This is a genomic window from Bordetella petrii (genome assembly GCF_000067205.1).
Classification (GTDB): domain Bacteria; phylum Pseudomonadota; class Gammaproteobacteria; order Burkholderiales; family Burkholderiaceae_B; genus Bordetella_A; species Bordetella_A petrii.
Window position 1 is genome coordinate 4811372 of sequence record NC_010170.1, and the last position, 19976, is coordinate 4831347.

The following is a 19976-nucleotide window of genomic DNA, read 5'->3' on the forward strand; positions in this document are numbered from 1 at the left end:
CGACACAGGGCACCCGCATCATCTGCTGTTGGAGAATGAATGGGCGGCCTTGCTTTTAGGCCATCATGCCACGACGTGCTCCGCGTCAAGGGCGGCGCGTGCTGTGCACGCTGGCGGCCTGGTGGCCGTCTGTGACCCTGTGACGGCGTGCGCTGCGCCGTGCCTCTTCGGTTATCCGGGCAATTCCGCCCAGTTACCGGAGAAGGTCATGAGCGACAAATCCCACGTTTCGCTGGAGCAGCATGTCTGCCTGGTGTGCGGCACCACTTTCGATACCGGCAGTCTGCTGCTGGACAAGCGTCTGCGTCAATGCATGGAGCACCACACGGTTACCGGCTGGGGCCTGTGCCGTGAGCACGAACAAGTGTTTAAGGATGGCTTCGTCGCCTTGGTTGAATGCGACCCAGCGCGTAGTGGTGGCGTGAAATCGGGGTGCATGAAACCCGAAGACGCTTATCGCACAGGTCGAGTGGCCCATCTGCGGCGCGAAGCATTCGCTCAGGTGTTCAACGTGCCGATTGAAAACACACAACCTTGCGTCTTTGTCGAGCCCGGCGTCCTCGCACATTTGCAGGCGATGGTCGAACCCGCATCGGACTGATGCGTCTGGCGCGCCGCCCCATGTCGTATCCGGGTGCGGCGCGCTTTTTTATGCGCGGCAGTCGATGGATGTACGACGCTAAGTGTCCATGGCCTGCCCTGATTCGACAGGGGTATTACACAGGTTTGCCGCCAAGGGTCTTGCCGATGGCGATGAACGGGTCAATCAGCGCGTGACCCGTGTGGTGCGTCATCGCTTGCAACGTCACGCCGTCTCGGTAGGTGTCATCGGTGTACCAAACGCCTTGTACGTCTTGCCGGGACAACAAGCAAAGCACGGTGAGGGCATAGTCCATGACGGGTCCTTCTGGGTAATGCTCGCTCCCCCCACAGGTGACGTACTGGATGTGGTGCAAGCGGCCTTGAATGAAAGGCACGTTTGACAGCGCGCCAGGCCGCGGGCGGGACAGGTATTGAAGCTCACCTTCGGCACAGACATTCGCTACCAAGTCCGCGTCCTCTACGGCATGGATGCGATCGTACGATGCGTGGCTCGGTACGAAGGGGCGGCCAATTCGGTTGGCAATGCGCAGGTGCAATTGCGCAAGATCCGTGTCCGATGGGGCGTGCTGGAACAGCACTTTCCCGCGTTGATGGAATGACCGCGTAGTGCGTCTCCCGGCCGGGCCGCGCTGCTCCAGGTTCGCTTTTCGCTCATCCCTGACGGGACGGGTCAAGCCCGCCTTGCGTATCGCTGACGCGGCGCGCGCGATGCGCGCTCAACGTCACCCCACTTCCATTCTCTGCTGTTGAGACAGGTGGCGGCTTTGCTTTGCCGTCAGTGTGTCACGGTGTGCTCCCAGTCAAGGGCGGCGCGTGCCGGGCACGCTTGCGGCCGATGGCCGTCTTTGACCCTGTGACACGGTGCGCGGCGCCGTGCCCTTGCCGGTTTCCCGGGCAATTCCGCCCGATTCCGAACCGGAGGCAGTCATGCAGCAATATTCCCTTTTCGTCGATAGTCCGATCAACCCGAGTAATACGCTGCTGGTGCGCGAGGCCGATGGCGCGATGCGCCCGGCCCAGCGGGCCGAGATTCTGGCCGTGGCGCGTGAGCTGGTGTCGATCGACACGTTACATGGCGAGGATCTGAGCAATCCCGATAAAGCTAAGGCATTTCTGCAGTTGCGTCTGGCGGGCCTGGAACACGAGGTGTGCGCGTTGATGCTGCTCGATGTGCAATTGCGGTTGATCACATACCTGGAGCCATTTCGCGGCACCTTGAGCCAGGCGCCCGTTTATCCGCGCGAAATCCTCAAGCTGGCCCTACGGCATAATGCGGCCGGACTCATGATGGCCCACAACCATCCGTCGGGTCTGGCCGAAGCCAGTCAGGCGGATAGGCAATTGACCCAGGCCGTGCAGCAGGCCTTGGCGCTCATTGATGTGCGGCTGCTCGATCACTTCATTGTCGCCGGCACCACGGTGGTGTCGATGGCGCAGCGCGGGCAGCTCTAGCCGGTTGTGCCGAAGGCGGGCGATGCCCGTCTGACTTCCTTTCATGGGGTCGATGGCGACGTTTTTGACGGGTAACACGGCGGTTAGGGACGCCTGCGCGCGCCGGGCGGCGCTTGCCTGGCATGTCTGGGGCGCATCCGTCAAGGGTCGCGTCCGGCCCCCGTGTCCTCGCTGCGCTGCGGGCCGCGCCAGGGCCGTGCGCTTTGTCCCCTTGACGGTGCGCTCCCGGGACATGCCGCGTGGTGGCCATGGGCACGAAGGGCCACTCCGGCCCTACGTGCCCAGATGGGAACTCACCCCCGGGCTTCTCTTACGCAAGGAGCGCATCATGAACACCACGATTTTCTCTGAAACCACCGCCGTGCAAGCCGTCAGTGACAAGGTATCGCAAGACGCGGCACAGCAAGCGCACACCGTGCTCGACCACGTTCAAGCCGCCGTCCAGACGGATGAAGGCGTGTCGCCCCAGCCGCAGGCCCCGGCGGCTGAACTGCGCTTTATCGCGCTCTCGCGCTTGCGCCTGTCCCAGCGCAATGTGCGCAAGACCGCCGGGCCGGTCGATGCCCTGGCCGATAGCATCGAGCGCGTGGGCCTGCTGCAAAACCTGATCGTCGTACCGCATGCGGACGGCAAAACGTTCGACGTCGTGGCAGGCGCTCGGCGTTGGGCCGCATTGCGCCTGCTGGCCAAGAAAAAACGCATGGCCCGCGAGCAGACCATTCCGTGCTTGGTCGTGCCCGATGCCCGCGCCATCACCGTCAGCCTGACTGAGAACGTGCAGCGCGAAGCAATGCACCCGGCTGATCAGTTCGAGGCGTTTCTGGCGATGGTCAACGAGGGGCGGCCTATCGAGGATATTGCGGCCGATTTTGGCGTGACGCCGCTGGTAGTGCAGCGCCGCCTGAAACTGGCCCGCATCTCTCCGCGCCTGATGGCGGCGTACCGCCAAGGCGATGTCACGCTGGAGCAATTGATGGTGCTGACGCTGACCGAGGACCACAAGGCGCAGGACGCCGCGTACTTCGATGCGCCACCCTATGAGCGCGAGCCTTACGCGCTGCGTCGGCGGCTCACGCAAGGCGACGTGGACGCGGCGCGTAGCCCCTTGGCGCATTTTGTGGGCGTGGACGCCTATACGGCGGCAGGCGGTGGCATCCGGCGCGATTTGTTCGCCCAAGACGGCGATGGCGTGTATCTCACCGATGCGGATCTGCTGGCGCGGTTGGCGGCAGACAAGCTGGAAGCGCTGGCCGCAGACGTTCGCGCCGAGGGGTGGAAATGGGTTGAAGCGGTGGCCGTGTTCGGCTACAGCGAACTGGCCGCGTTTCGCCGCGCCCCGCAGATCGAGCGCCAGCCCACCGCCCGGCAAGCCAAACGCCTTGCCAAGCTGCAAGCGCGGCAGGCAGCCATTGAGCAAGCGCTGCATGCCGCCGAAGACGCCGAGGACGAAGATGCCGCCGCTACGCTCTACGAGGAAGGCGACCGCGTGGGCGAAGCGCTGGACGCGCTCTATGCCGATTTGCTGGCCTACGCGCCTGAAACGATGGCGGCATCCGGCGCGGTGGTGACCCTCGATCACGATGGGCAAGTCCTCGTTCATCGCGGCTTGCTGCGCCCGGAGGACGCCAAGGCCATCGAATCCCCCAGCCACGCCAAACACCCCAGCAGCGGCGACGGTGAGCCAGACAGCCAGAGCGACGCCGCCGACGCGCCACCTGCCAAAACGCTGTCCGAACGGCTGGTGCGCAACCTGAGCGCACACCGAACCGCCGCGCTGCAAGCCACGCTGGCGAAAAAGCCCGAGGTGGCACTGGCCGCGTTGGTGCATCGACTGGCGTTGACCGTGTTCTATCACGGCGGCGACAGCCTGCTGCAAATCGCTGCGCAACCGCAGGATGGTTTGACACACCATGCGCCGGAACTGGCCGAGAGCAAGGCGGCAGGCGAGTTCGCTGCGCTGCGCACCGCATGGCGTGAACGCCTGCCTGCCCGCGAGGACGAGTTGTTCGACGCCGTGCGCCAGATGAAGCGGGCCGATGTGCTGGCGCTGTTGGCGGTGTGCGTGGCAGGCACGGTTGATGCCGTGGTACGCAGCGAACACGACACCCACGCTGACGCATTGGCGCAAGCCGTGGCGCTGGACATGAGCACTTATTGGCAACCCACTGCCCAAGCGTACTTCAATCATGTCTCCAAACCCCACATTCTGGCGGGATTGCAGACCTTCAAACCCTCGGAAGTGAACCGCGTGGGCGGCTACAAGAAGCCGCAGATGGCCGCAGAAGCCGAGCGGTACGCCACGGCGGCGGCATGGTTGCCTGACATGCTGCGCACATCAGTGTAAACGCGTCCGATACGCATGGGCCTTGGCGGCGCAGGTTCGCGCCGTCAGGCGGATGCGGCATCGCCCGCCGTTGTGAGGTCATGAGCGGCGGGCGTTTTTTGTGCCGACGATTTGCCCGTCCATCGGGGGCCGTACAAACCGCGCCCGCTCGCGCCTGTAGGCTCAGGCGCGAGCGGGCAACGGCCAGGGCCGCGTCGGCCTGGACGCGGCCCAGTACGCGCCGCAGAGCGGCGACAAACGCAACCAGTCGCGCATCGGCAGATAGACCACGTGAGGTAATGAACACGCCCGGCGAACCGGGCAGGCGAATCCGCCGCTACGCTGGAATGCGACCAGATCGGTTGTGTAGGAGCCGGCCGTACTCGATCCTATTGCGTAGGCGTGCCGGCGAGGGCACCTCAGCGCCCAGCGATGGGAGCGACCGTCGACCTTGCGCCATGCCGCGCCGATGTACCCATCACACCGCACCGACACCTTATCGCAAATCCCGGACGGATCACTCGACATGCCCAGGCATCACACCGCGCGCCGCTGCACCGTCATGACATTGACCGAGCCAGCCATGAAGACTCTTGCGTACCGTCCGTCCCAAGGCGGCCTTGTTGTTGTGAATCCTGGCTCCGGCACGGCGGCCCGGCAAACCTCACCGGGCCGCCTCGGGCTTGTGCGGTGCAACCGGCTGTCACAACGATTTTCCCCTGCGCGTGCCGCGCCTTCCTCGCGAGTCAAAATCGCCGTGCCTACCGGTCGTCCACTGGCGTTCCCGCCCCAAGGGGTGCACCGCGCCCGACCTGCGCCTGATCGGAATCACACAAGGACGCGATGGGCGCGGACTTGAAACTTCAGGAGAGTCATCATGGCTAACATCGGCACCTTCACCGCTCAGGACAACGGCTACACCGGCACGGTGCGCACCTTGACCTTGAACGTCAAAGTCAAGTTCGTTCCGGCCGACAAGGACAGCGACAAGTCGCCCGACTACCGCATCGTGGTGGGCAGCTACGAGATCGGCGCGGCATGGCGCAAGGTCTCCAAACAGGACCGTTCCTATCTGTCGGTCACGCTCGATGATCCGTCGTTCCCGGCCACCATCTACGCCCGGCTGATCGGGAACGAGGCCGGCGATTTCGACCTCATCTGGTCGCGTCCAGCGAAGGCGAACTAGGGTTCGCCCGCACGCCCGGTTCGCCGGGCGTGCTTCACATTCCGTTACTATCGGAATATGGACGCTTTGAACTCCCGTCCTTCTTCTGCAAGTGGCCGTTCACGGCTTACCGTCCGCGCTTTTGAAATGGCGGCGCGCCTGCGTTCGCGTCGTAAGAATCTTAAACTGACATGCCGTTTCGTTGCCGAAAGATTAGGCATTCCCGCCGTGCGCTATCGTTTCTGGGAAAAGCAATTTGGCCCTGCTGCTGAAAAACAGTACCTTGAGGCTGTTGCGCAAGTGCTTCAAGTCTCGCCGGAGTGGTTGGCCCATGGCACAGGGATCTTGCCTATTCCGGCAGATCAGGTCGAATCTGCAAAATTCGTGGATTCATTTGCGAATCGCAAGGCGACAGAGGAAGAACGAATCGTGCTTGGCCAACGAGCACTGGCTAGGCGAGTCGCACTTGAACTAAGCCGTCAGGAAATTGCCTTGCGAATCGGTATCGCAACCTATCTTCTTGCCAACTGGGAGCGTGTGCTGCCACTTAAACCCAAAGTCGAGTTTGAGAATAAATGGGAAGAGGCGTTGGGCGTCCCCGCAGGATGGTTGCGCCGGATAGACATCGAAACGCCAGCTCCTTCGAAGGAGGCTGTGACTCAAATCATTGAGGCAAGAACGGCCGATAGTGTGGCAGCCGAAATTCGTACTGCTGGGACATGGCTTTGCCGCGCGTCTTTCGCGCGTCGAACTGTTCTCCATCACGAACTCTCGCCGACTGAACAGCGGTTAGCGGACATCTTTGCGCTGCGATATGGTGTCGACGGAGAAGCGCACACGACCTTGCAAGTCATCGGGGATCGCTATGGTCTGACTCGCGAACGTATCCGCCAGATCGTGGAAAAGATGGTGGAGCGTTCGGCACGAATGCAGCTTCTTACCCCGCATATTGACAGGCTTGCCGACGAAATCCGTCCGTTGTTACCGGCAACGATGGACGCAGTGGATACTCAACTGCGAGGCCGACTCGGAGAGCGCTTGTCTATTGAGAGCGTCAGTCGGTTTTGCCGTGAAATTCTCGGGCGTAATATCGTTGCGTTAACGGATCGGCCAGCTGATATGGCCTATCTATGGTCACCTACAGTCATCGATCCCGCAACCCATGATGTAACCCGTATTCGCGCCGCACGCGATGCGGCGTTGCGACTAATTCGAAGCTGCGGTGCTGCGCAAGCCATGTTTGTTGCGGGCGCTGCAAGTGAAATTACGGGAACGGGCCTCACACCAGACGAAGCCATGCAAGGCTGTCGTATGGTGCCAGGCTTTGAGTGGCTTTCAGAAAGGGATGGCTGGTTTTGGTTCGGCGAGGGTAACGAAAACCGTTTGGTGACGATCGCTCTAAAAGTGCTAGCGGTCTCCGGCCGTCGAGTCGATGCAGAGGAGATTCTGGCCAGCTTTATTCGTGCGCGCCGTGGTTACTATCCACCGGAGCAACTGCGGCCTTATCTCATTGAGCCACCGCTACAGATTGTCGTCGAAGTGTTGCGTCGGGTGAAAGGACTAAAGAACGTGCAGTCGGACGATTTCTTGCTCGACAAACCTGTTCCCGTCGAAACGGTGTTGTCCGATGCGGAGCTTGCGGTCTATAGCCTAATGCGAGATAACGGCAACATCATCTCTCGCCATACCCTCGTCACCGAACTGGTCAAGACAGGCAAGGTGAAGCTGATGGCACTGCATGTCAGTCTCAATAGTTCTCCCATTTATCGCCAATTAGATCGAGGCGTCTTTGCGTTGCGGGGAGCCACCTTGAATCCCGCGTCTCTGCGCGAGGCACAGAGAACCGTTGGTGGCGACGCGAGCAAATCGGCACGAATCAGCGAGCGTGACAAAGATGGCTACTACCATTTCACCTTCGAACTCACGGAGTATATGGTTAGAACCCGTGTCTGGGAGGTGCCGCGCGCGCTGGACGACCTCATTACAGAAGAAGGAAACGTGACTCTGCAAGGATCAGAGCAACCGGTAGTGTTCGCACGCCTACCTAGCGGCTCGTGCCGCCTCAAGCAGTTTGTATCCAGACTTTTACAGCAAGGTTTCGTAGCGGGAGATATGCTTAACCTTGCTCTCCATCCCGAGCAGCGTCTGATTCGCGTAACCCAACTTGGACCAATCATGCAACGGGCCGAGACTGGCGATCAACCTAGGCTTTTTTAGTCCAAAGGTGCTTGGTTTGTCGCTCGCCAGACCATACCCAGTTCTCCCTCTACCTGCGATAACAAGCTTTTAGCCTGGCTTGCATCGTCAACATAAGCCAGTGCCATTAAGGTCAGCGGGTGAATCTGCATGACTTCGCACAGCTCGGCCAGCTTGCTGAGCGTAGGGTTCTTCAGGCCGCGTTCGAGCGTGCTCAGATAGGTCCGGCTGGAGACGTCCGAAAACGCTTCTTGGCTCAAGCCACGCAGCGTGCGTACGGTTTTGATGGCTTGGCCTATGTCATATTGTTCCGCCATCCGCCTGTCATCCCCAAAATGAAGAATGACACCTGACAGCGCCCTATAGAGCTACAATCTATAGTGTTCATTGTGCTGGCCATATCAGCCGGTTTTACGGATTCACGGTTTTGCACATTGGTGGGAAACCGCTTTTCCGTATTGGCGGATTTGCGCCAATACGGAAAAGCGGCGTTACGATATCGCGTAAAGTCGGCTTTGCGTATTGTCGATGGCGCGGCTCGGCGTGCTGGTGCGTTGCCCATTTTGTGCTTGTGGCTTGGAGGCCATTATGCCGCTGCTGACTGACGCTCAACAGGCGCAACTGCTGGCCCATGGTCAGCGGCGCGCTAACGATCCGGGCTTCGATCCCATGCCGGTGGTCAAGCTGTACACGCCCGATGCGGGCGCGGTCTGGTTGCTGGCCTTTGCTTATCCCGACGATCCGGGCCGGCTACACGCCTTGTGCGATGCCAATACGGGCTGTCCGCAACTGGTCGATATCCGCTTGGACGAACTCGAAGCCATGCGCGGGCCGAACGGCTACCGCGTGGCCGTGGATGCAAGTTTTAGAGCCGCGCGTACGCTGTCGGATTACGCCGCCCGGGCGCACGCCCGAGGCGCTTACACCGAGGACTAGCGCCTGGCGGGAGCCTTCCCACCGCTTTTGGCTGGCGGCCACAATAAGCCGTCGGCGAGTCACTTCTCGACATCCTGTTCGGGGTCGGGGGACTTATAGCGGGAGGAAGGACCATGGTCATGACCATTGGGGCCGCGCCCTGGCAGGCGACGGCGGCTTATCTGTACCTGTTGCGGCTCGATGCCGCGAGCCTCGCCTGGGAATATCTGCGCCGTAATGCCGACTACCGCGCATGTTGGCGCCGCTACGGTCGTACCGCGGCCGTGAGTGTTACCCGGCCCTGGGGGCTGGCGCTGCTGGAAGATCCACAGCTTGACGCACGGCGTGCGCATCCGGTCTGGGACAACCGGCTGTCGGCACTCCTGCACATCCAGGCGGATGATCATGCCGCGCAATCCGGCCTGGACCTGTGGCATATTCCCGGTCCCAAAGACGTGATTGTGTTGCCGACGGGCGTGGCAGCGCTATGCGTGCGTGCTTCGGTACCAAGCACGACACTGCGGGCGCGCCTTGGGCCGGGCGTGCTCGACGGTCGCCCGGCGCTGTGCGCCGTGCCGCTTGATACGCGTCTACACGCCCAGGCGGCACTGCTGACCTTGCACGCGGCCCGGTTCGCGCCGCGCCGGGCCTGTCCCGTCCGGCCTATCCCCTGCGCCGCCCTCACTGCCAAGGTGGACCAAGCCCACCTACACCATCTGCACGCCTTGCAGGCGCTCGATGGCGTACAGGCCGGCGCATCCCAGCGTCGCATCGCCGACGTGCTGTACGGACGCGAACGCATGCGCCGCGACTGGCATGCTGACAGCGCCCTGCGGGCGCAGGTGCGCCATAGCCTTGCGCGGGCCGTCGCACTGATGCGTGGCGGCTACCGGGACCTGGCCGGGCTATCCCCGGACGACCTCGACCAATAGTTCGCTTGCGTCCGATCAGGGGGAGAAAAATGTGCCCCCCTGAAGATACTCCCTTACGCACCTGCCTCGGCTTGCGCAGACTGTCTCCAGCCAGCGGGAATTGTCCCGCGTGCGCATCGCATTGCTGGAGGCAACATGATCTCGTCACACGCTGTCCTTGCCGCACCGTCCACGCCCGCACTCACCGCCGTACCGACGGCAACTTCGGCACGCTATCTGACCAACAGCGAAGCGGCCGATTATCTGCGTCTGTCGCCGCGCACGCTCGAAAAACTGCGCGTATTGGGCGGCGGCCCACGTTTTCGTAAGTTCGGCCGACGCGTGCTGTATGCCGCCGTCGACCTGGAGGCGTGGGCCGACGATCACAGCTACGCCATGACGTCTGACCCCGAATACCTCGAACACCGCGCTGGCCGTTAACGGCTGGGCGCGCAACGAGAAGCGGACATGGCTGCGCGGCGACTCCCGCCAAGCGAACGCGATCAGCTCACGCTGTTTCGCGCGCTGCCGGGCGACATGCGTCCGCGCGATGCGCAGGACCTCATGGCCTATCCGTTCTTCTCGTTGTCGAAATCGCACCGTGTGGTGCCCATCGACTTCACGGCCGGGCCGGTGCGTATTCAGGTCGAAGCCGTCCCCGAACACGGCATGGCGACAATCTGGGATGCGGACATCTTGATCTGGGCGGCCAGTCAGATCGTCGCGGCCCGCGACCGCGGACTGCCAACGTCTCGGCTGATTGCGGCCACCCCGCACGAAATCCTGACCTTCACCGGGCGCGGCACCGGCGCACGCGACTACCGGCGCCTGCGTGCGGCGCTTGATCGCCTGCAATCGACCACGGTAGCCACGTCGCTGCGTCAGGCCGATGGCCGGCGTCTGCATCGGTTCTCGTGGATCAATGAATGGAAGGAAGTCGTTCACGCCGATGGCCGCTCGGCGGGTCTCGATCTGATCCTGCCCGACTGGTTCTACAGCGGCGTGCTTTGCAATGCGCTGGTGCTGAGTATCGACCCGCGCTACTTCCGGCTAACCGGCGGCATCGAGCGCTGGCTGTACCGCCTGGTGCGCAAGCACGGCGGCGCCCAGCGCATGGGGTGGCGTTTCGAGCTGCGCCACCTCTATGTCAAATCCGGCAGCCATGCCCGCTATGCCGACTTTGCGCTGGACGTCCGTCGTTTGGCTCAGCGCCAGACGCTACCGGGCTATCGCCTGCGTGTGGCATATGCGGGTGGCGCCGAACAGTTGTTCTTCTACCGACATCCTGCGCAAGCCGGCCACTTGCCGGCCCCTGTGGCGAGATGTGAACGGAGCACATCAACATGTGGATAACTTGTGGGCAACCCTGTGAACATCCTGTGGATGCATTCGTGCTATCGGGCGCATCCGGTTCGTGCTATCAGGCGCAAAACAGTCGTGCTATCAGGCGCAGCGATGCCTTGAAACCCGCGCCAATCAAGGCGCTCCGGGCCGTTCCTAACTCTCTAACTAAAAGACTAACTAAGACTACTAGCGCGAGGTTGTTTGGTCAAAAATTGACCAGTGAACCATGCGAGGCCGTTAAAAGCAGTAGACAACCGGAGCCATTACCGGTCGTTATCGGCGCGCTGGATGCCGACCTCGGTCGGCCTCACACTGGCCGAGTCATTGCGCTACTGAACCAGAAAGGCGGCTCGGGCAAGACGACGCTGGCTACACACCTGGCTGGGGAGTTGGCCAGCGAGGGATTCAACGTCGCGTTGCTCGACGCCGATCCGCAAGGCTCGGCCTCGGGCTGGGCCGAGCGACGTGCACAAAACGGGCACAAGCGCCTGTACGGTGTTTTCGGCCTGGCACGCGAGTCCTTGCATGTTGACGTGCCGCACATCGCGCGCAGCGCCGATTTTGTCGTGATCGACGGCCCGCCGCGGACGGCGGCCATCACGCGCTCAGCGCTGCTGGCCTGCGATATCGTGCTGATTCCTGTGCAACCCTCGGCCTATGACGTGTGGGCCAGCCAGGAGATGGTACGTCTCATCGAGGAAGCGCGCCTGTACCGCCCGCAGCTTCGGGCGGCCTTTGTCATCAACCGGCGCGTCGTGGGCACCGTCATCGGCCGCGAAGCGCGTGCCGCACTAGCAGAGCAGATCCTACCGACACTGGCGGTCGAGATAAGTCAACGCATTGCGTTTGCGGACAGCGTGGCCGGCGGCTTGCTAGTGCGCGAGCGCGACGCCCGTGGCGCGGCCGCTCGCGAGATCGCGCGGCTTGCCGCTCAAGTGCGCAAGGCGCTGCGATGAGCGAGTCCCGCGAGCGTCCCATGATCGGTACGCGACCCGCGCCACGCGGCGCGACTGCCTGGGTAAAGCATGGCGACGGGCCTGCGCCCGTTTACAGCGCACGGCTGACCATTGATGTAACGCCCGCGCTGCGCGGGCGCATCAAGGTGGCCGCATTCCAGCATGGCGTGACCGCCGCCACCATGCTGCGCACCGTATTGGAACGCGAGTTCCCGGAGCGCACGTCATGACGGTGCCGCCATGTACGTGACGCGCGTGGCGCTGGCGAGCATAGGTCGGCACGTACGCATCCGGCTGCGCTTTGGCGCGCCGCAACGCATCGTGCGGCTGGATGCATACCGGCGCCTGGCGATCTTCATGCCCGGCGCGGTGTGCTGCCGCGTGAGCTGGGCCGCCAATGCCTACGGTACCGTGGCCTGGACGCTGATGGTGATGCAAGCGGCTACACCGCTTGATGCCGTCCAACGCATCTCGGGCGTTGTGCCCGGGGCGCGTCTCTTGCTGCGCGTTGATGGCAAGCGGCAGGTCAAAACCGTGCTTGCGCTGATCGATGCCGTCGAGGTCGGCGGCATCGCACCTGTGACGGTTTCGCCCGCCTACTGGCGCACCGTGGCCAACCGGCTCGCGGCTCGGCAAGCGCCACCGGTCTACACGGCCGAGCGGCATGCCGCTTACCTTGCGCGTCGCACTTTACAGGGAGTAAATGATGTCTGATGTGCCATGCGTTGCGTGCCGGCCCGCCTGGCGCTATCGCGTAGCGGTGCTGGCCAGCACGACGGTCGGTCTGGCGGCAATTTTGGCGTCCGGCCTGCTGCGTGCCGTAGCGCCTGCCGCCGCGTCCGGCGATCCGGTTGCTACATTCGCGCCCCGCCTAGTCTACAACGCCAGCGACAGCGTGCCGCGCGGCTTCTATGTTATCCATGCGCAGCCGCCGCGTGTGGGCGATACCATCCTCACGCGCTTGCCCGGCGATGCCGCGAGGCGGGCTGCCGAGCGCGGCTACTTGCCAGCTGGCGTGCCGCTGATCAAACCGATCGCCGCTGGCTATGGCGATCATGTCTGCGTGCGCAACGGTATCGTGCGCATCAATGGCCGTGTGGTGACGCGCACGCTCACACACGACCGCCAGGGCCGGCCAATGTCTGCCTGGCCAGGCTGCCGGCTATTGACCATACACGAATGGTTTTTGCTCGGCACGACGCACCCGGCGTCGTTCGACAGCCGCTATTTTGGTCCCGTTACGCACGCGGCCGCCTACGGCGTGGCCGTGCCGCTCTGGGTGTGGGGCACGCCATGAGTGGCGTGTTGTCGGTCAGTCACTTTGCGCGCCGGTTGCACTGCGCTATGCGGCGCGTATGCGGTGTTCGGCGCAGTGGCCATGTCAGCGGCTTGGCCAGATGGCTGCGCCCCGGCGTGCAGACCGCTTACCCTCGCGGCGGCTCGCCGTCTACGTCTGGCTGGCCCGGCCTGTGGCCGTCGCCCGCGCCCGGCGCACCCGGCATCGACCGGATCGCCAGTCTATTCCCGTCACCAAGACGGCGGCAAGGGGCGCAGGGTGACAGCGAGGGCAAGATAAAAGGGCCAGCACGTGGTTGGCCGCAAACCCTTGTCTGCACGTGTGGGGAGACGACACGCGGGTCGGTGGACCGTGTGCCGTGGAAGGACGCTTGGGCTCATGGGTGCAGGCGTCGCCGTGTGCTGTCTGCGCTCGTGTGCGCTTGCCTTGTCGGGAGTGTGGCCGATGGCGCAACCTGACGACGATCGTTTCCGGCCCCAGCCCGGTGCGCCTCGCCAGCGCGGCGGTGGCGGCGAACGCTTTGTGTCGCTGGTGCGCCGTCAGGTGGCCAAGACAGGCCAGGCGGCCGGCCGCTCGATGCGTGGCCGCCAGTTCGGCCGGGGCCGGGTCGCGGCTCGATTGAGAGGGCGCACGCCGACGCTGCGCAGCCGGCGCGTCGTCATCAAATCGCGTTTCGTGATGATCAAACCCGGCTCGGATGCCATCGCCGCGCACCTGCGCTACATCGAGCGCGATGGCGTCACCCGCGACGGCGAACGCGGCCAGGCCTATGGCGCCCAAACCGACGCGGCCGATACGCAAGCTTTCGCCGATCGCTGCCAGCAGGACCGGCACCAATTCCGATTCATACTTTCCAGTGAAGATGCTGTGGAGATTGGCGATCTGCGCGCCTTCACTCGCACCTTCATGCAGCGCATGGAAGTCGATCTGCAAACCCGACTGGATTGGGTGGCCGTCGATCACTGGGACACCGACAATCCGCATACGCATATCGTGCTGCGCGGACGGGCCGATAACGGGCAGGATCTAGTCATTGCACCGGAATATATGAGCCATGGCATGCGCGAGCGCGCTGCCGAGCTGGCCACCGAGTGGCTCGGGCCACGTACGGAACGCGAGATCGCCGACACCTTGCAGCGCGAAGTCCAGCAAGAGCGGTTCACCACCTTGGATCGGTCACTGTTGCGCCTGTCAGTCGACGCCGAGGCAACAGGTGCATCGGGCTTGCGCGGCGACTCGTCTTATCAGCACGCGCTGGCCGCTCGCTTGCAGCATTTGACCGGCATGGGTTTGGCCCATTTGAACGATGATGGCCGCTATCAGCTTGATGCAAAGTTGGAGGCCACGTTACGCAGCCTGGGCGAGCGCGGCGACATTCTGCGCGCCTTGCACCGGGCAATGCGCGACCAGGCACGCGAATACGTCATCGAATCCGGGCCAGCGCTGCGCCATCCCATCATCGGCCGCATTGCCGACAAGGGGCTTGCCAATGAGCTGTATGACAAAGGTTATCTCGTCATCGACGCGGCCGATGGCCGGGCGCATTACCTAGCATTGCCGCCCGGTATGGTGCTGGCCGACTTCCCGACGAATGGCATCGTAGAAGTGCAGCCTATCCCGGAAAGCGCTGCCGACAGAAACATCGCCAAGCAAGCGGCGGGCGGTCTATATCGACCCGGCGAACACTTGGCCGAACTCGAACGCTGGCAAGCGCAGCGTGAAGACAGTCAGGATCAGAAACGCCTGCCCAGTCCCGAAGCCATGGTGCGCTCGCATGTGATGCGTCTCGAAAGTCTGCGGCGTGCCGAGATTGTGGAGCGTGTGGACGATGAAACCTGGAAGGTGCCAAACGATCTCATCAAGCAGGGGCGGGAACATGATCTGAAGATGCGCCACGGCATCAACATCACGGTACGCTCGCACCTGCCTCTGGCGAACCAGATCGACGCGCGGGGCGCAACCTGGCTGGATCGCAAGCTGATCGACAACGGCAAAGACCTGACAGGACAGGGTTTCGGCGGCGAGGCGCGAGAGGCCATGCGGGCGCGTGCGGCCCACTTGGAAAGCGAGGGGCTGGCTCGACGTCAGGGGCTGCACGTCATCGTTGCGCGTGGACTGCTCAATACGCTGCGTGACCGGGAAGTGGCAGCGGTAGCTCAGCGGCTGGCCATGGAAACGGGCCTGACGTATCAGCCGCTGGGCGAAGATGGCCAGGCCGCCGGCGTCTACCGGCGTTCACTAATGCTGGCCAGCGGTCGCTACGCCATGCTGGACGATGGGCTGGGTTTTACGCTAGTGCCATGGCGGCCGGTACTGGCGCAGCGGCTGGGTGAATCCATGTCGGTCTCGATCGAGAATGGCCGGGCGACGTGGGAGTTAGGTAAACAGCGCGGCCGAGCATTGTGAGGCTAATGTCGGGGTTCGCTCTCAACCTGACGCGCCAACTCCAAATAGGCCTGCTCCAGATACTCCGCTTCAACATCTCGTGCGCCCATGGCTTCCAGGGCCTGTAGCAGCGACTCGGCCACAATTGTGTCCCCTTCCTTGCATGCGCGTTTGAACGCTGCAAGTACGTCGTCACCTAAGGTTGAAGCTGCTTTGTCCATGATTTAGCCCGCGAACTCTCACAGCACTCGCAAAAAAGAAGCCGCTCGGTCCATAAGTGACTAATTTCGTTTGGCCTTTTGAAGGCGATAATAATGGGTTCCACGATTCATTTACGTTTCGACCGCAGCAATTCCCGCCTCTTTCTCCGTAATCCCATTCCAGCCTTGTGAGATTGACCGAGCTACGGCCACGCACCTCACTTACGTGCTTTATTTGCTGTTTCCTGAAACGTCTTCAGCATTAACTAATCAAAAATTGCCCCATCATTCCAGCATCCTCGTGCTCAAGAATATGGCAGTGATACATAAATGGCGAACTCACCGCAGTCTGCGAAAACTTCACAAGCAACTCGACCGGCTCCTGAACTATGACCGTATCTCGGAGACCTTGATCACGGATGCCCGGGCTCGAGCCATTTCGACTCAGTACCTCAAAGTGAACACCGTGAATATGGAACGGATGCGCCATCATCTCACCTGAGACTTCCCAAATCTCGGTGTCTCCAAGTCGAATCCTTTCGTCAATCCGCGACATATCGAAAGCGCGGCCATTGATGCCGAACATTGTCATTCCGCCGCGCATTTGGCCTCCCATACCTATGTTCATTTCGAAACGACGCCGCCGAACGGCATTCGAAACGTTCGGGCGCTCCCAGCTGACAAGCTTGTCCGGCACGGCCTTCACCAGTGCCTCTCCTGACTGCGGTTCGAACCTGACAACCGTCTCGCGTCCGATACCACCCAGATTAGTGACGCCTGTCATTGTTCTCATCATCATCGACATGGTGTTGTCTGGCCCCGCTTCGAGCAGAGCGGGACGGCCATCAGAAAAATCAACAATAATCTCAGCCCGCTCGCCGGGAGCAAGCCTCAAAGAACGCAATTCCACTGGCCCTTCGAGTAGCCCGCCTTCGGACGCAATCCATTGAAATGACCGGCCATCGTCAAAGGCGAGATCAAAGTCTCTGGAGTTGGCCCCATTGACCAAGCGAAGCCGAACTAGACGACGTGGCACTCGAGCCACCGGATTGACGGTTCCGTTGACCATCAACGTATCGCCGCGTCGGCCGTGCATCATCGACATCATTCCTTGCGGGAGGACAAGCATCCCATCCTGGAATTGTCGATCCTGCAATACCAACGGAAGATCATCGACGCCATACTCAGACGGTAGTCCGAGCGCTCTTTCTTCGTCGTCAGAAACGATCAGGACGCCGGCCAGCCCGGCATAGACTTGCTCGGCGGTACGACCATGGGCATGCGAGTGATACCAGAGCGTCGCTGCAGGCTGACGAATGGGAAGCACGGGTCGCCACGTAGCACCTGGACGGATCGTCTGGTGTGGACCGCCATCAAGCTCTCCGGGAATGAGTAACCCATGCCAATGGACTGTTGTATCTTCGCGAAGGGAGTTGGTGACGGCAATTTGCACGTCATCACCGCGATGGACACGCAACGTCGGTCCAAGATAGCTGCCGTTATAGCCCAAGGTATCGCTTTCACGCCCGGAGTAGAAGGCTGTTCTGCCGGACTGCGCGGTCAGCACAATCGCTTGCCCCTTCGTGCGGGCATCAATCAGCTCAGGAATTCGTAACGCCGTTGAAGCGCTATTAGCCCTAGAAGGCCATAGGAGGGATCCCGCCAGGAACGAACCTCCTGCCAGGCCTGCCCCTGTGAGGAAAGATCGTCGGGTCAATGTCATAGCGAAGTTTTCTCAATTCCAGGCCATGCTTTGCACCCAGCTTTAAGTCAAAACGCTCACTGACAATTAGAAGGATGCTTCGCCCAGCCGATGCCTCGCCGCACTCCCATTGCTTCGGGGACATGTATGTCATATGCGGCAATGGTAATTAGCGTAAACCTTACCACCATGGAAAGGTCAAGCATCCCTCTCAAATTGGATCTAAAGTGCCCCGCGAGATCCTCCCGTGTTTTCACTCTCTCGAATGCACATTACTCGTCAATTTTCGCGACTCTAAGCCTCAACGCGTTACCGATCACGCTCACAGATGACAACGCCATAGCCGCCGCCGCAATGACGGGAGAGAGAAGGACGCCAAAAATCGGATACAGCACACCGGCGGCAACGGGAATGCCCGCCGCGTTATAAATAAACGCAAAAAACAAGTTCTCTTTGATGTTTCGCATCGTTGCTTGGGAAGCACGCCGTGCGCGTACGATGCCCATGAGGTCGCCTTTCAGCAGCGTCACGCCGGCGCTTTCCATCGCCACGTCAGTACCGGTCCCCATGGCTATACCAACGTTAGCGGCGGCCAAAGCGGGCGCATCATTGACGCCGTCACCAGCCATGGCAACAATTCTGCCCTCTGCCTGGAAGCGCTTTACGGCAGCGCTTTTATCTTCGGGCAGCACTTCGCCTATAGCCTCATCGATGCCGAGCTGCTCGGCAACGGCACGCGCAGTCGCTTTGCTGTCCCCGGTAAGCATCACAACTCTGACTCCCGACCTGTGTAGCGCATCGATCGCCTGGGGTGTCGACTCCTTGATGGGATCGGTGATGCTAACGAACCCGGCGTAGTGACTATCAATCCCGACATAAATGACTGTGGCGCCTTTCGCTCGTAGCGAATCGCCCGAGTCCTCGGCTGATATCACAATGCCGTGCTCTGCCAAGAATTTGGCGCTGCCGCAAACAATGTGCTTTTTGTCGACGGTTCCAATTACCCCCTTACCAACGGGAGAATCAAAATTCTCTACGGGTAAAAGCGCCAACTTCGCCTCTTGTGCAGCATCGACGATCGCAGTGGCTAATGGGTGCTCGCTGGCGCGCTCCACGCTGGCCAGCATTTGCAGCAGCACAGCGCGGTCTACGGCTGCCGCGGGCTGAATACTGGTGACCTTTGGTTTGCCTTCGGTCAACGTCCCCGTCTTGTCCACAATTACCAAATCAACTTTCTGCATCTGCTCGAGCACTTCGGCGTCTCGGATAAGCACCCCATGCTGTGCAGCACGCCCCACCCCGACCATGATCGACATAGGTGTAGCCAGCCCCAACGCGCAAGGGCACGCAATGATCAGCACAGACACCATCGCGATGAGTGCATACGTGAAGGCAGGAGCCGGTCCCCAGTAAAGCCAGGCGGCAAAGGCAACCACAGATGCCACGATTACCGCAGGCACGAACCAGCCAGCCACTTGATCAGCCAGCCGCTGAATTGGCGCTCGACTGCGTTGCGCGGCCGCGACCATCTGTACGATTTGCGCTAGAAGCGTATCTGCCCCTACCCGCTCTGCCCGCATGACGAAACTACCAGTTTGGTTCAGCGTCCCCGCAGTAACAGAGGACCCTGGCGCCTTTGTCACCGGAATTGGTTCACCCGTTATCATCGATTCATCTACGGTGCATCGTCCCTCCAGAACCTCCCCGTCTACAGGGACTTTCTCACCCGGCCGAACTCGCAGTCGCTCGCCGACTTGGATCGACTCCAACGCGACAGTCTCGTCGCTGTCATCTTCTCTGACCCTAACCGCCGTCTTTGGCGCGAGGTTCAACAGCGCTTTAATCGCTCCAGAAGTCCGCTCTCGTGCGCGCAGCTCCAGCAGCTGCCCCAGTAGGACAAGCACCGTAATAACAGCAGCCGCCTCAAAGTAGACTGCGACAGCTCCCTGAGTCCGAAAGTTTTCGGGGAACCATTGTGGCGCGACCGTGGCGACGACGCTATAGATCCACGCAACGCCAGTGCCCAATGCAATAAGTGTGAACATGTTCAGACTTCGAAACACGAGCGACTTCCACGCTCGCACGAAGAATGGCCATCCCGCCCACCACACTACGGGGGTGGCCAACACAAATTGCAGCCAATTCGATAACTGTGGACTCACCAGTCTATGAATGTCGAATAGGTGCCCTCCCATCTCGAGTACGACTACGGGCAACGTAAGCACCAGGCCGATCCAGAATCGACGAGAAAAGTCACGCAACTCGCTACTTTCTTGCTCGCCGTCTAACGACACAGTCACCGGCTCGAGCGCCATGCCACAGATAGGGCAACTGCCCGGTCCAATCTGCCGAATCTGCGGATGCATCGGACATGTGTATTCCGCACTCGATGATCCGGCACGCGATACGCCAGCGTCAGTCGTTCGGCCATGAGAGGAGCCATGATGATGGTCATGTCCTTCACAAGCGTGCCTCGTTGAAGGAGCCTTAGCGTCCTTCTCATCCCGATGATGACTGTGCTGGAACG

Annotated in this window: 20 protein-coding genes; 15 read left to right on the plus strand and 5 right to left on the minus strand. The window is 61.5% G+C overall.

The window, feature by feature from the left end; all coding sequences use genetic code 11:
• Positions 1 to 208: 208 nt before the first annotated feature.
• A complete protein-coding gene (locus BPET_RS26230; RefSeq protein ID WP_081483037.1) occupies positions 209 to 601 on the plus strand; it encodes an ATPase in 393 nt (130 codons plus the stop codon).
• 115 nt (positions 602 to 716) lie between these two features.
• Here the strand turns inward: BPET_RS26230 and BPET_RS26805 are convergent, their stop codons facing one another.
• Positions 717 to 896 (minus strand): hypothetical protein, encoded by a 180-nt coding sequence (locus BPET_RS26805; RefSeq protein WP_151208990.1) that lies wholly within the window; start codon positions 894 to 896, stop codon positions 717 to 719.
• Positions 897 to 1013: 117 nt separating this feature from the next.
• On the opposite strand from BPET_RS26805, the gene BPET_RS26810 reads away from it, so the two are divergent.
• The 5 genes from BPET_RS26810 (at position 1014) to BPET_RS26235 (ending at position 7760) form a co-directional block, all read left to right on the plus strand.
• Positions 1014 to 1202 (plus strand): hypothetical protein, encoded by a 189-nt coding sequence (locus BPET_RS26810; protein WP_151208991.1) that lies wholly within the window; start codon positions 1014 to 1016, stop codon positions 1200 to 1202.
• Positions 1203 to 1530: 328 nt separating this feature from the next.
• Entirely contained in the window at positions 1531 to 2055 is a 525-nt protein-coding gene (locus BPET_RS23100; RefSeq protein ID WP_012251385.1) for a JAB domain-containing protein, read from the plus strand.
• A gap of 328 nt (positions 2056 to 2383) precedes the next feature.
• Complete coding sequence (locus BPET_RS23105) at positions 2384 to 4399, plus strand: ParB/RepB/Spo0J family partition protein (protein WP_158310099.1); 2016 nt, start codon at positions 2384 to 2386, stop codon at positions 4397 to 4399.
• Positions 4400 to 5255: 856 nt separating this feature from the next.
• Entirely contained in the window at positions 5256 to 5564 is a 309-nt protein-coding gene (locus tag BPET_RS23110) for a DUF736 domain-containing protein (protein WP_012251387.1), read from the plus strand.
• 57 nt (positions 5565 to 5621) lie between these two features.
• The gene (locus tag BPET_RS26235) at positions 5622 to 7760 is read left to right on the plus strand and encodes a sigma factor-like helix-turn-helix DNA-binding protein (protein WP_081483038.1); all 2139 of its coding nucleotides are present in this window, start codon (positions 5622 to 5624) and stop codon (positions 7758 to 7760) included.
• Here the strand turns inward: BPET_RS26235 and BPET_RS23120 are convergent.
• Positions 7757 to 8056 carry a helix-turn-helix domain-containing protein gene (locus BPET_RS23120; RefSeq protein ID WP_012251389.1) on the minus strand — a complete coding sequence of 100 codons (300 nt, stop codon included), beginning with the start codon at positions 8054 to 8056 and terminating at the stop codon, positions 7757 to 7759. The genes BPET_RS26235 and BPET_RS23120 overlap by 4 nt on opposite strands.
• 271 nt (positions 8057 to 8327) lie before the next feature.
• On the opposite strand from BPET_RS23120, the gene BPET_RS23125 reads away from it, so the two are divergent.
• From BPET_RS23125 to BPET_RS23165, 9 genes are all read left to right on the plus strand, one after another.
• A complete protein-coding gene (locus BPET_RS23125; RefSeq protein WP_012251390.1) occupies positions 8328 to 8675 on the plus strand; it encodes a DUF2958 domain-containing protein in 348 nt (115 codons plus the stop codon).
• A 113-nt stretch (positions 8676 to 8788) separates the two neighbouring features.
• The gene (locus tag BPET_RS23130; protein WP_012251391.1) at positions 8789 to 9586 is read left to right on the plus strand and encodes a DUF2285 domain-containing protein; all 798 of its coding nucleotides are present in this window, start codon (positions 8789 to 8791) and stop codon (positions 9584 to 9586) included.
• A 135-nt stretch (positions 9587 to 9721) separates the two neighbouring features.
• A complete protein-coding gene (locus BPET_RS23135) occupies positions 9722 to 10006 on the plus strand; it encodes a helix-turn-helix domain-containing protein (protein WP_012251392.1) in 285 nt (94 codons plus the stop codon).
• Between the two features lie 27 nt (positions 10007 to 10033).
• Entirely contained in the window at positions 10034 to 10918 is an 885-nt protein-coding gene (locus BPET_RS23140; protein WP_012251393.1) for a replication initiator protein A, read from the plus strand.
• A 275-nt stretch (positions 10919 to 11193) separates the two neighbouring features.
• Positions 11194 to 11865: a ParA family partition ATPase gene (gene parA / locus BPET_RS23145; protein WP_050978357.1), complete on the plus strand. Its 672-nt coding sequence runs from the start codon at positions 11194 to 11196 to the stop codon at positions 11863 to 11865.
• Positions 11862 to 12095 (plus strand): hypothetical protein, encoded by a 234-nt coding sequence (locus tag BPET_RS23150; RefSeq protein WP_041863204.1) that lies wholly within the window; start codon positions 11862 to 11864, stop codon positions 12093 to 12095. The genes parA and BPET_RS23150 overlap by 4 nt, the downstream gene beginning before the upstream one ends.
• 10 nt (positions 12096 to 12105) lie before the next feature.
• Positions 12106 to 12579: a DUF2840 domain-containing protein gene (locus tag BPET_RS23155; protein ID WP_012251395.1), complete on the plus strand. Its 474-nt coding sequence runs from the start codon at positions 12106 to 12108 to the stop codon at positions 12577 to 12579.
• 46 nt (positions 12580 to 12625) lie between these two features.
• Positions 12626 to 13162, plus strand: a complete 537-nt coding sequence (locus BPET_RS23160) for a S26 family signal peptidase (RefSeq protein ID WP_041864394.1) — start codon at positions 12626 to 12628, stop codon at positions 13160 to 13162.
• 444 nt (positions 13163 to 13606) lie between these two features.
• Positions 13607 to 15568, plus strand: coding sequence for a relaxase/mobilization nuclease domain-containing protein (locus BPET_RS23165; protein WP_012251397.1), 1962 nt, complete (start codon positions 13607 to 13609; stop codon positions 15566 to 15568).
• Between the two features lie 2 nt (positions 15569 to 15570).
• On the opposite strand, the gene BPET_RS23170 is transcribed toward BPET_RS23165, so the two are convergent.
• The 3 genes from BPET_RS23170 to BPET_RS23180 all read right to left on the minus strand — a co-directional run bounded on the left by BPET_RS23170 (position 15571) and on the right by BPET_RS23180 (position 19815).
• Positions 15571 to 15768 carry a hypothetical protein gene (locus tag BPET_RS23170; RefSeq protein ID WP_041863205.1) on the minus strand — a complete coding sequence of 66 codons (198 nt, stop codon included), beginning with the start codon at positions 15766 to 15768 and terminating at the stop codon, positions 15571 to 15573.
• A 241-nt stretch (positions 15769 to 16009) separates the two neighbouring features.
• Positions 16010 to 17470, minus strand: coding sequence for a multicopper oxidase family protein (locus BPET_RS23175; RefSeq protein ID WP_012251398.1), 1461 nt, complete (start codon positions 17468 to 17470; stop codon positions 16010 to 16012).
• 251 nt (positions 17471 to 17721) lie between these two features.
• Positions 17722 to 19815: a copper-transporting P-type ATPase gene (locus BPET_RS23180; RefSeq protein ID WP_269446939.1), complete on the minus strand. Its 2094-nt coding sequence runs from the start codon at positions 19813 to 19815 to the stop codon at positions 17722 to 17724.
• Positions 19816 to 19976 lie beyond the last annotated feature (161 nt).

Bases quoted from the DNA above. Each gene is read 5' to 3' on its own strand.
- BPET_RS26230 (WP_081483037.1), top strand. From the start codon at position 209: ATGAGCGACAAATCCCACGTTTCGCTGGAGCAGCATGTCTGCCTGGTG.
- BPET_RS26805 (WP_151208990.1), bottom strand. From the start codon at position 896: ATGGACTATGCCCTCACCGTGCTTTGCTTGTTGTCCCGGCAAGACGTA.
- BPET_RS23100 (WP_012251385.1), top strand. From the start codon at position 1,531: ATGCAGCAATATTCCCTTTTCGTCGATAGTCCGATCAACCCGAGTAAT.
- BPET_RS23105 (WP_158310099.1), top strand. From the start codon at position 2,384: ATGAACACCACGATTTTCTCTGAAACCACCGCCGTGCAAGCCGTCAGT.
- BPET_RS23110 (WP_012251387.1), top strand. From the start codon at position 5,256: ATGGCTAACATCGGCACCTTCACCGCTCAGGACAACGGCTACACCGGC.
- BPET_RS26235 (WP_081483038.1), top strand. From the start codon at position 5,622: ATGGACGCTTTGAACTCCCGTCCTTCTTCTGCAAGTGGCCGTTCACGG.
- BPET_RS23120 (WP_012251389.1), bottom strand. From the start codon at position 8,056: ATGGCGGAACAATATGACATAGGCCAAGCCATCAAAACCGTACGCACG.
- BPET_RS23125 (WP_012251390.1), top strand. From the start codon at position 8,328: ATGCCGCTGCTGACTGACGCTCAACAGGCGCAACTGCTGGCCCATGGT.
- BPET_RS23130 (WP_012251391.1), top strand. From the start codon at position 8,789: ATGGTCATGACCATTGGGGCCGCGCCCTGGCAGGCGACGGCGGCTTAT.
- BPET_RS23135 (WP_012251392.1), top strand. From the start codon at position 9,722: ATGATCTCGTCACACGCTGTCCTTGCCGCACCGTCCACGCCCGCACTC.
- BPET_RS23140 (WP_012251393.1), top strand. From the start codon at position 10,034: ATGGCTGCGCGGCGACTCCCGCCAAGCGAACGCGATCAGCTCACGCTG.
- BPET_RS23150 (WP_041863204.1), top strand. From the start codon at position 11,862: ATGAGCGAGTCCCGCGAGCGTCCCATGATCGGTACGCGACCCGCGCCA.
- BPET_RS23155 (WP_012251395.1), top strand. From the start codon at position 12,106: ATGTACGTGACGCGCGTGGCGCTGGCGAGCATAGGTCGGCACGTACGC.
- BPET_RS23165 (WP_012251397.1), top strand. From the start codon at position 13,607: ATGGCGCAACCTGACGACGATCGTTTCCGGCCCCAGCCCGGTGCGCCT.
- BPET_RS23170 (WP_041863205.1), bottom strand. From the start codon at position 15,768: ATGGACAAAGCAGCTTCAACCTTAGGTGACGACGTACTTGCAGCGTTC.
- BPET_RS23175 (WP_012251398.1), bottom strand. From the start codon at position 17,470: ATGACATTGACCCGACGATCTTTCCTCACAGGGGCAGGCCTGGCAGGA.
- BPET_RS23180 (WP_269446939.1), bottom strand. From the start codon at position 19,815: ATGCATCCGCAGATTCGGCAGATTGGACCGGGCAGTTGCCCTATCTGT.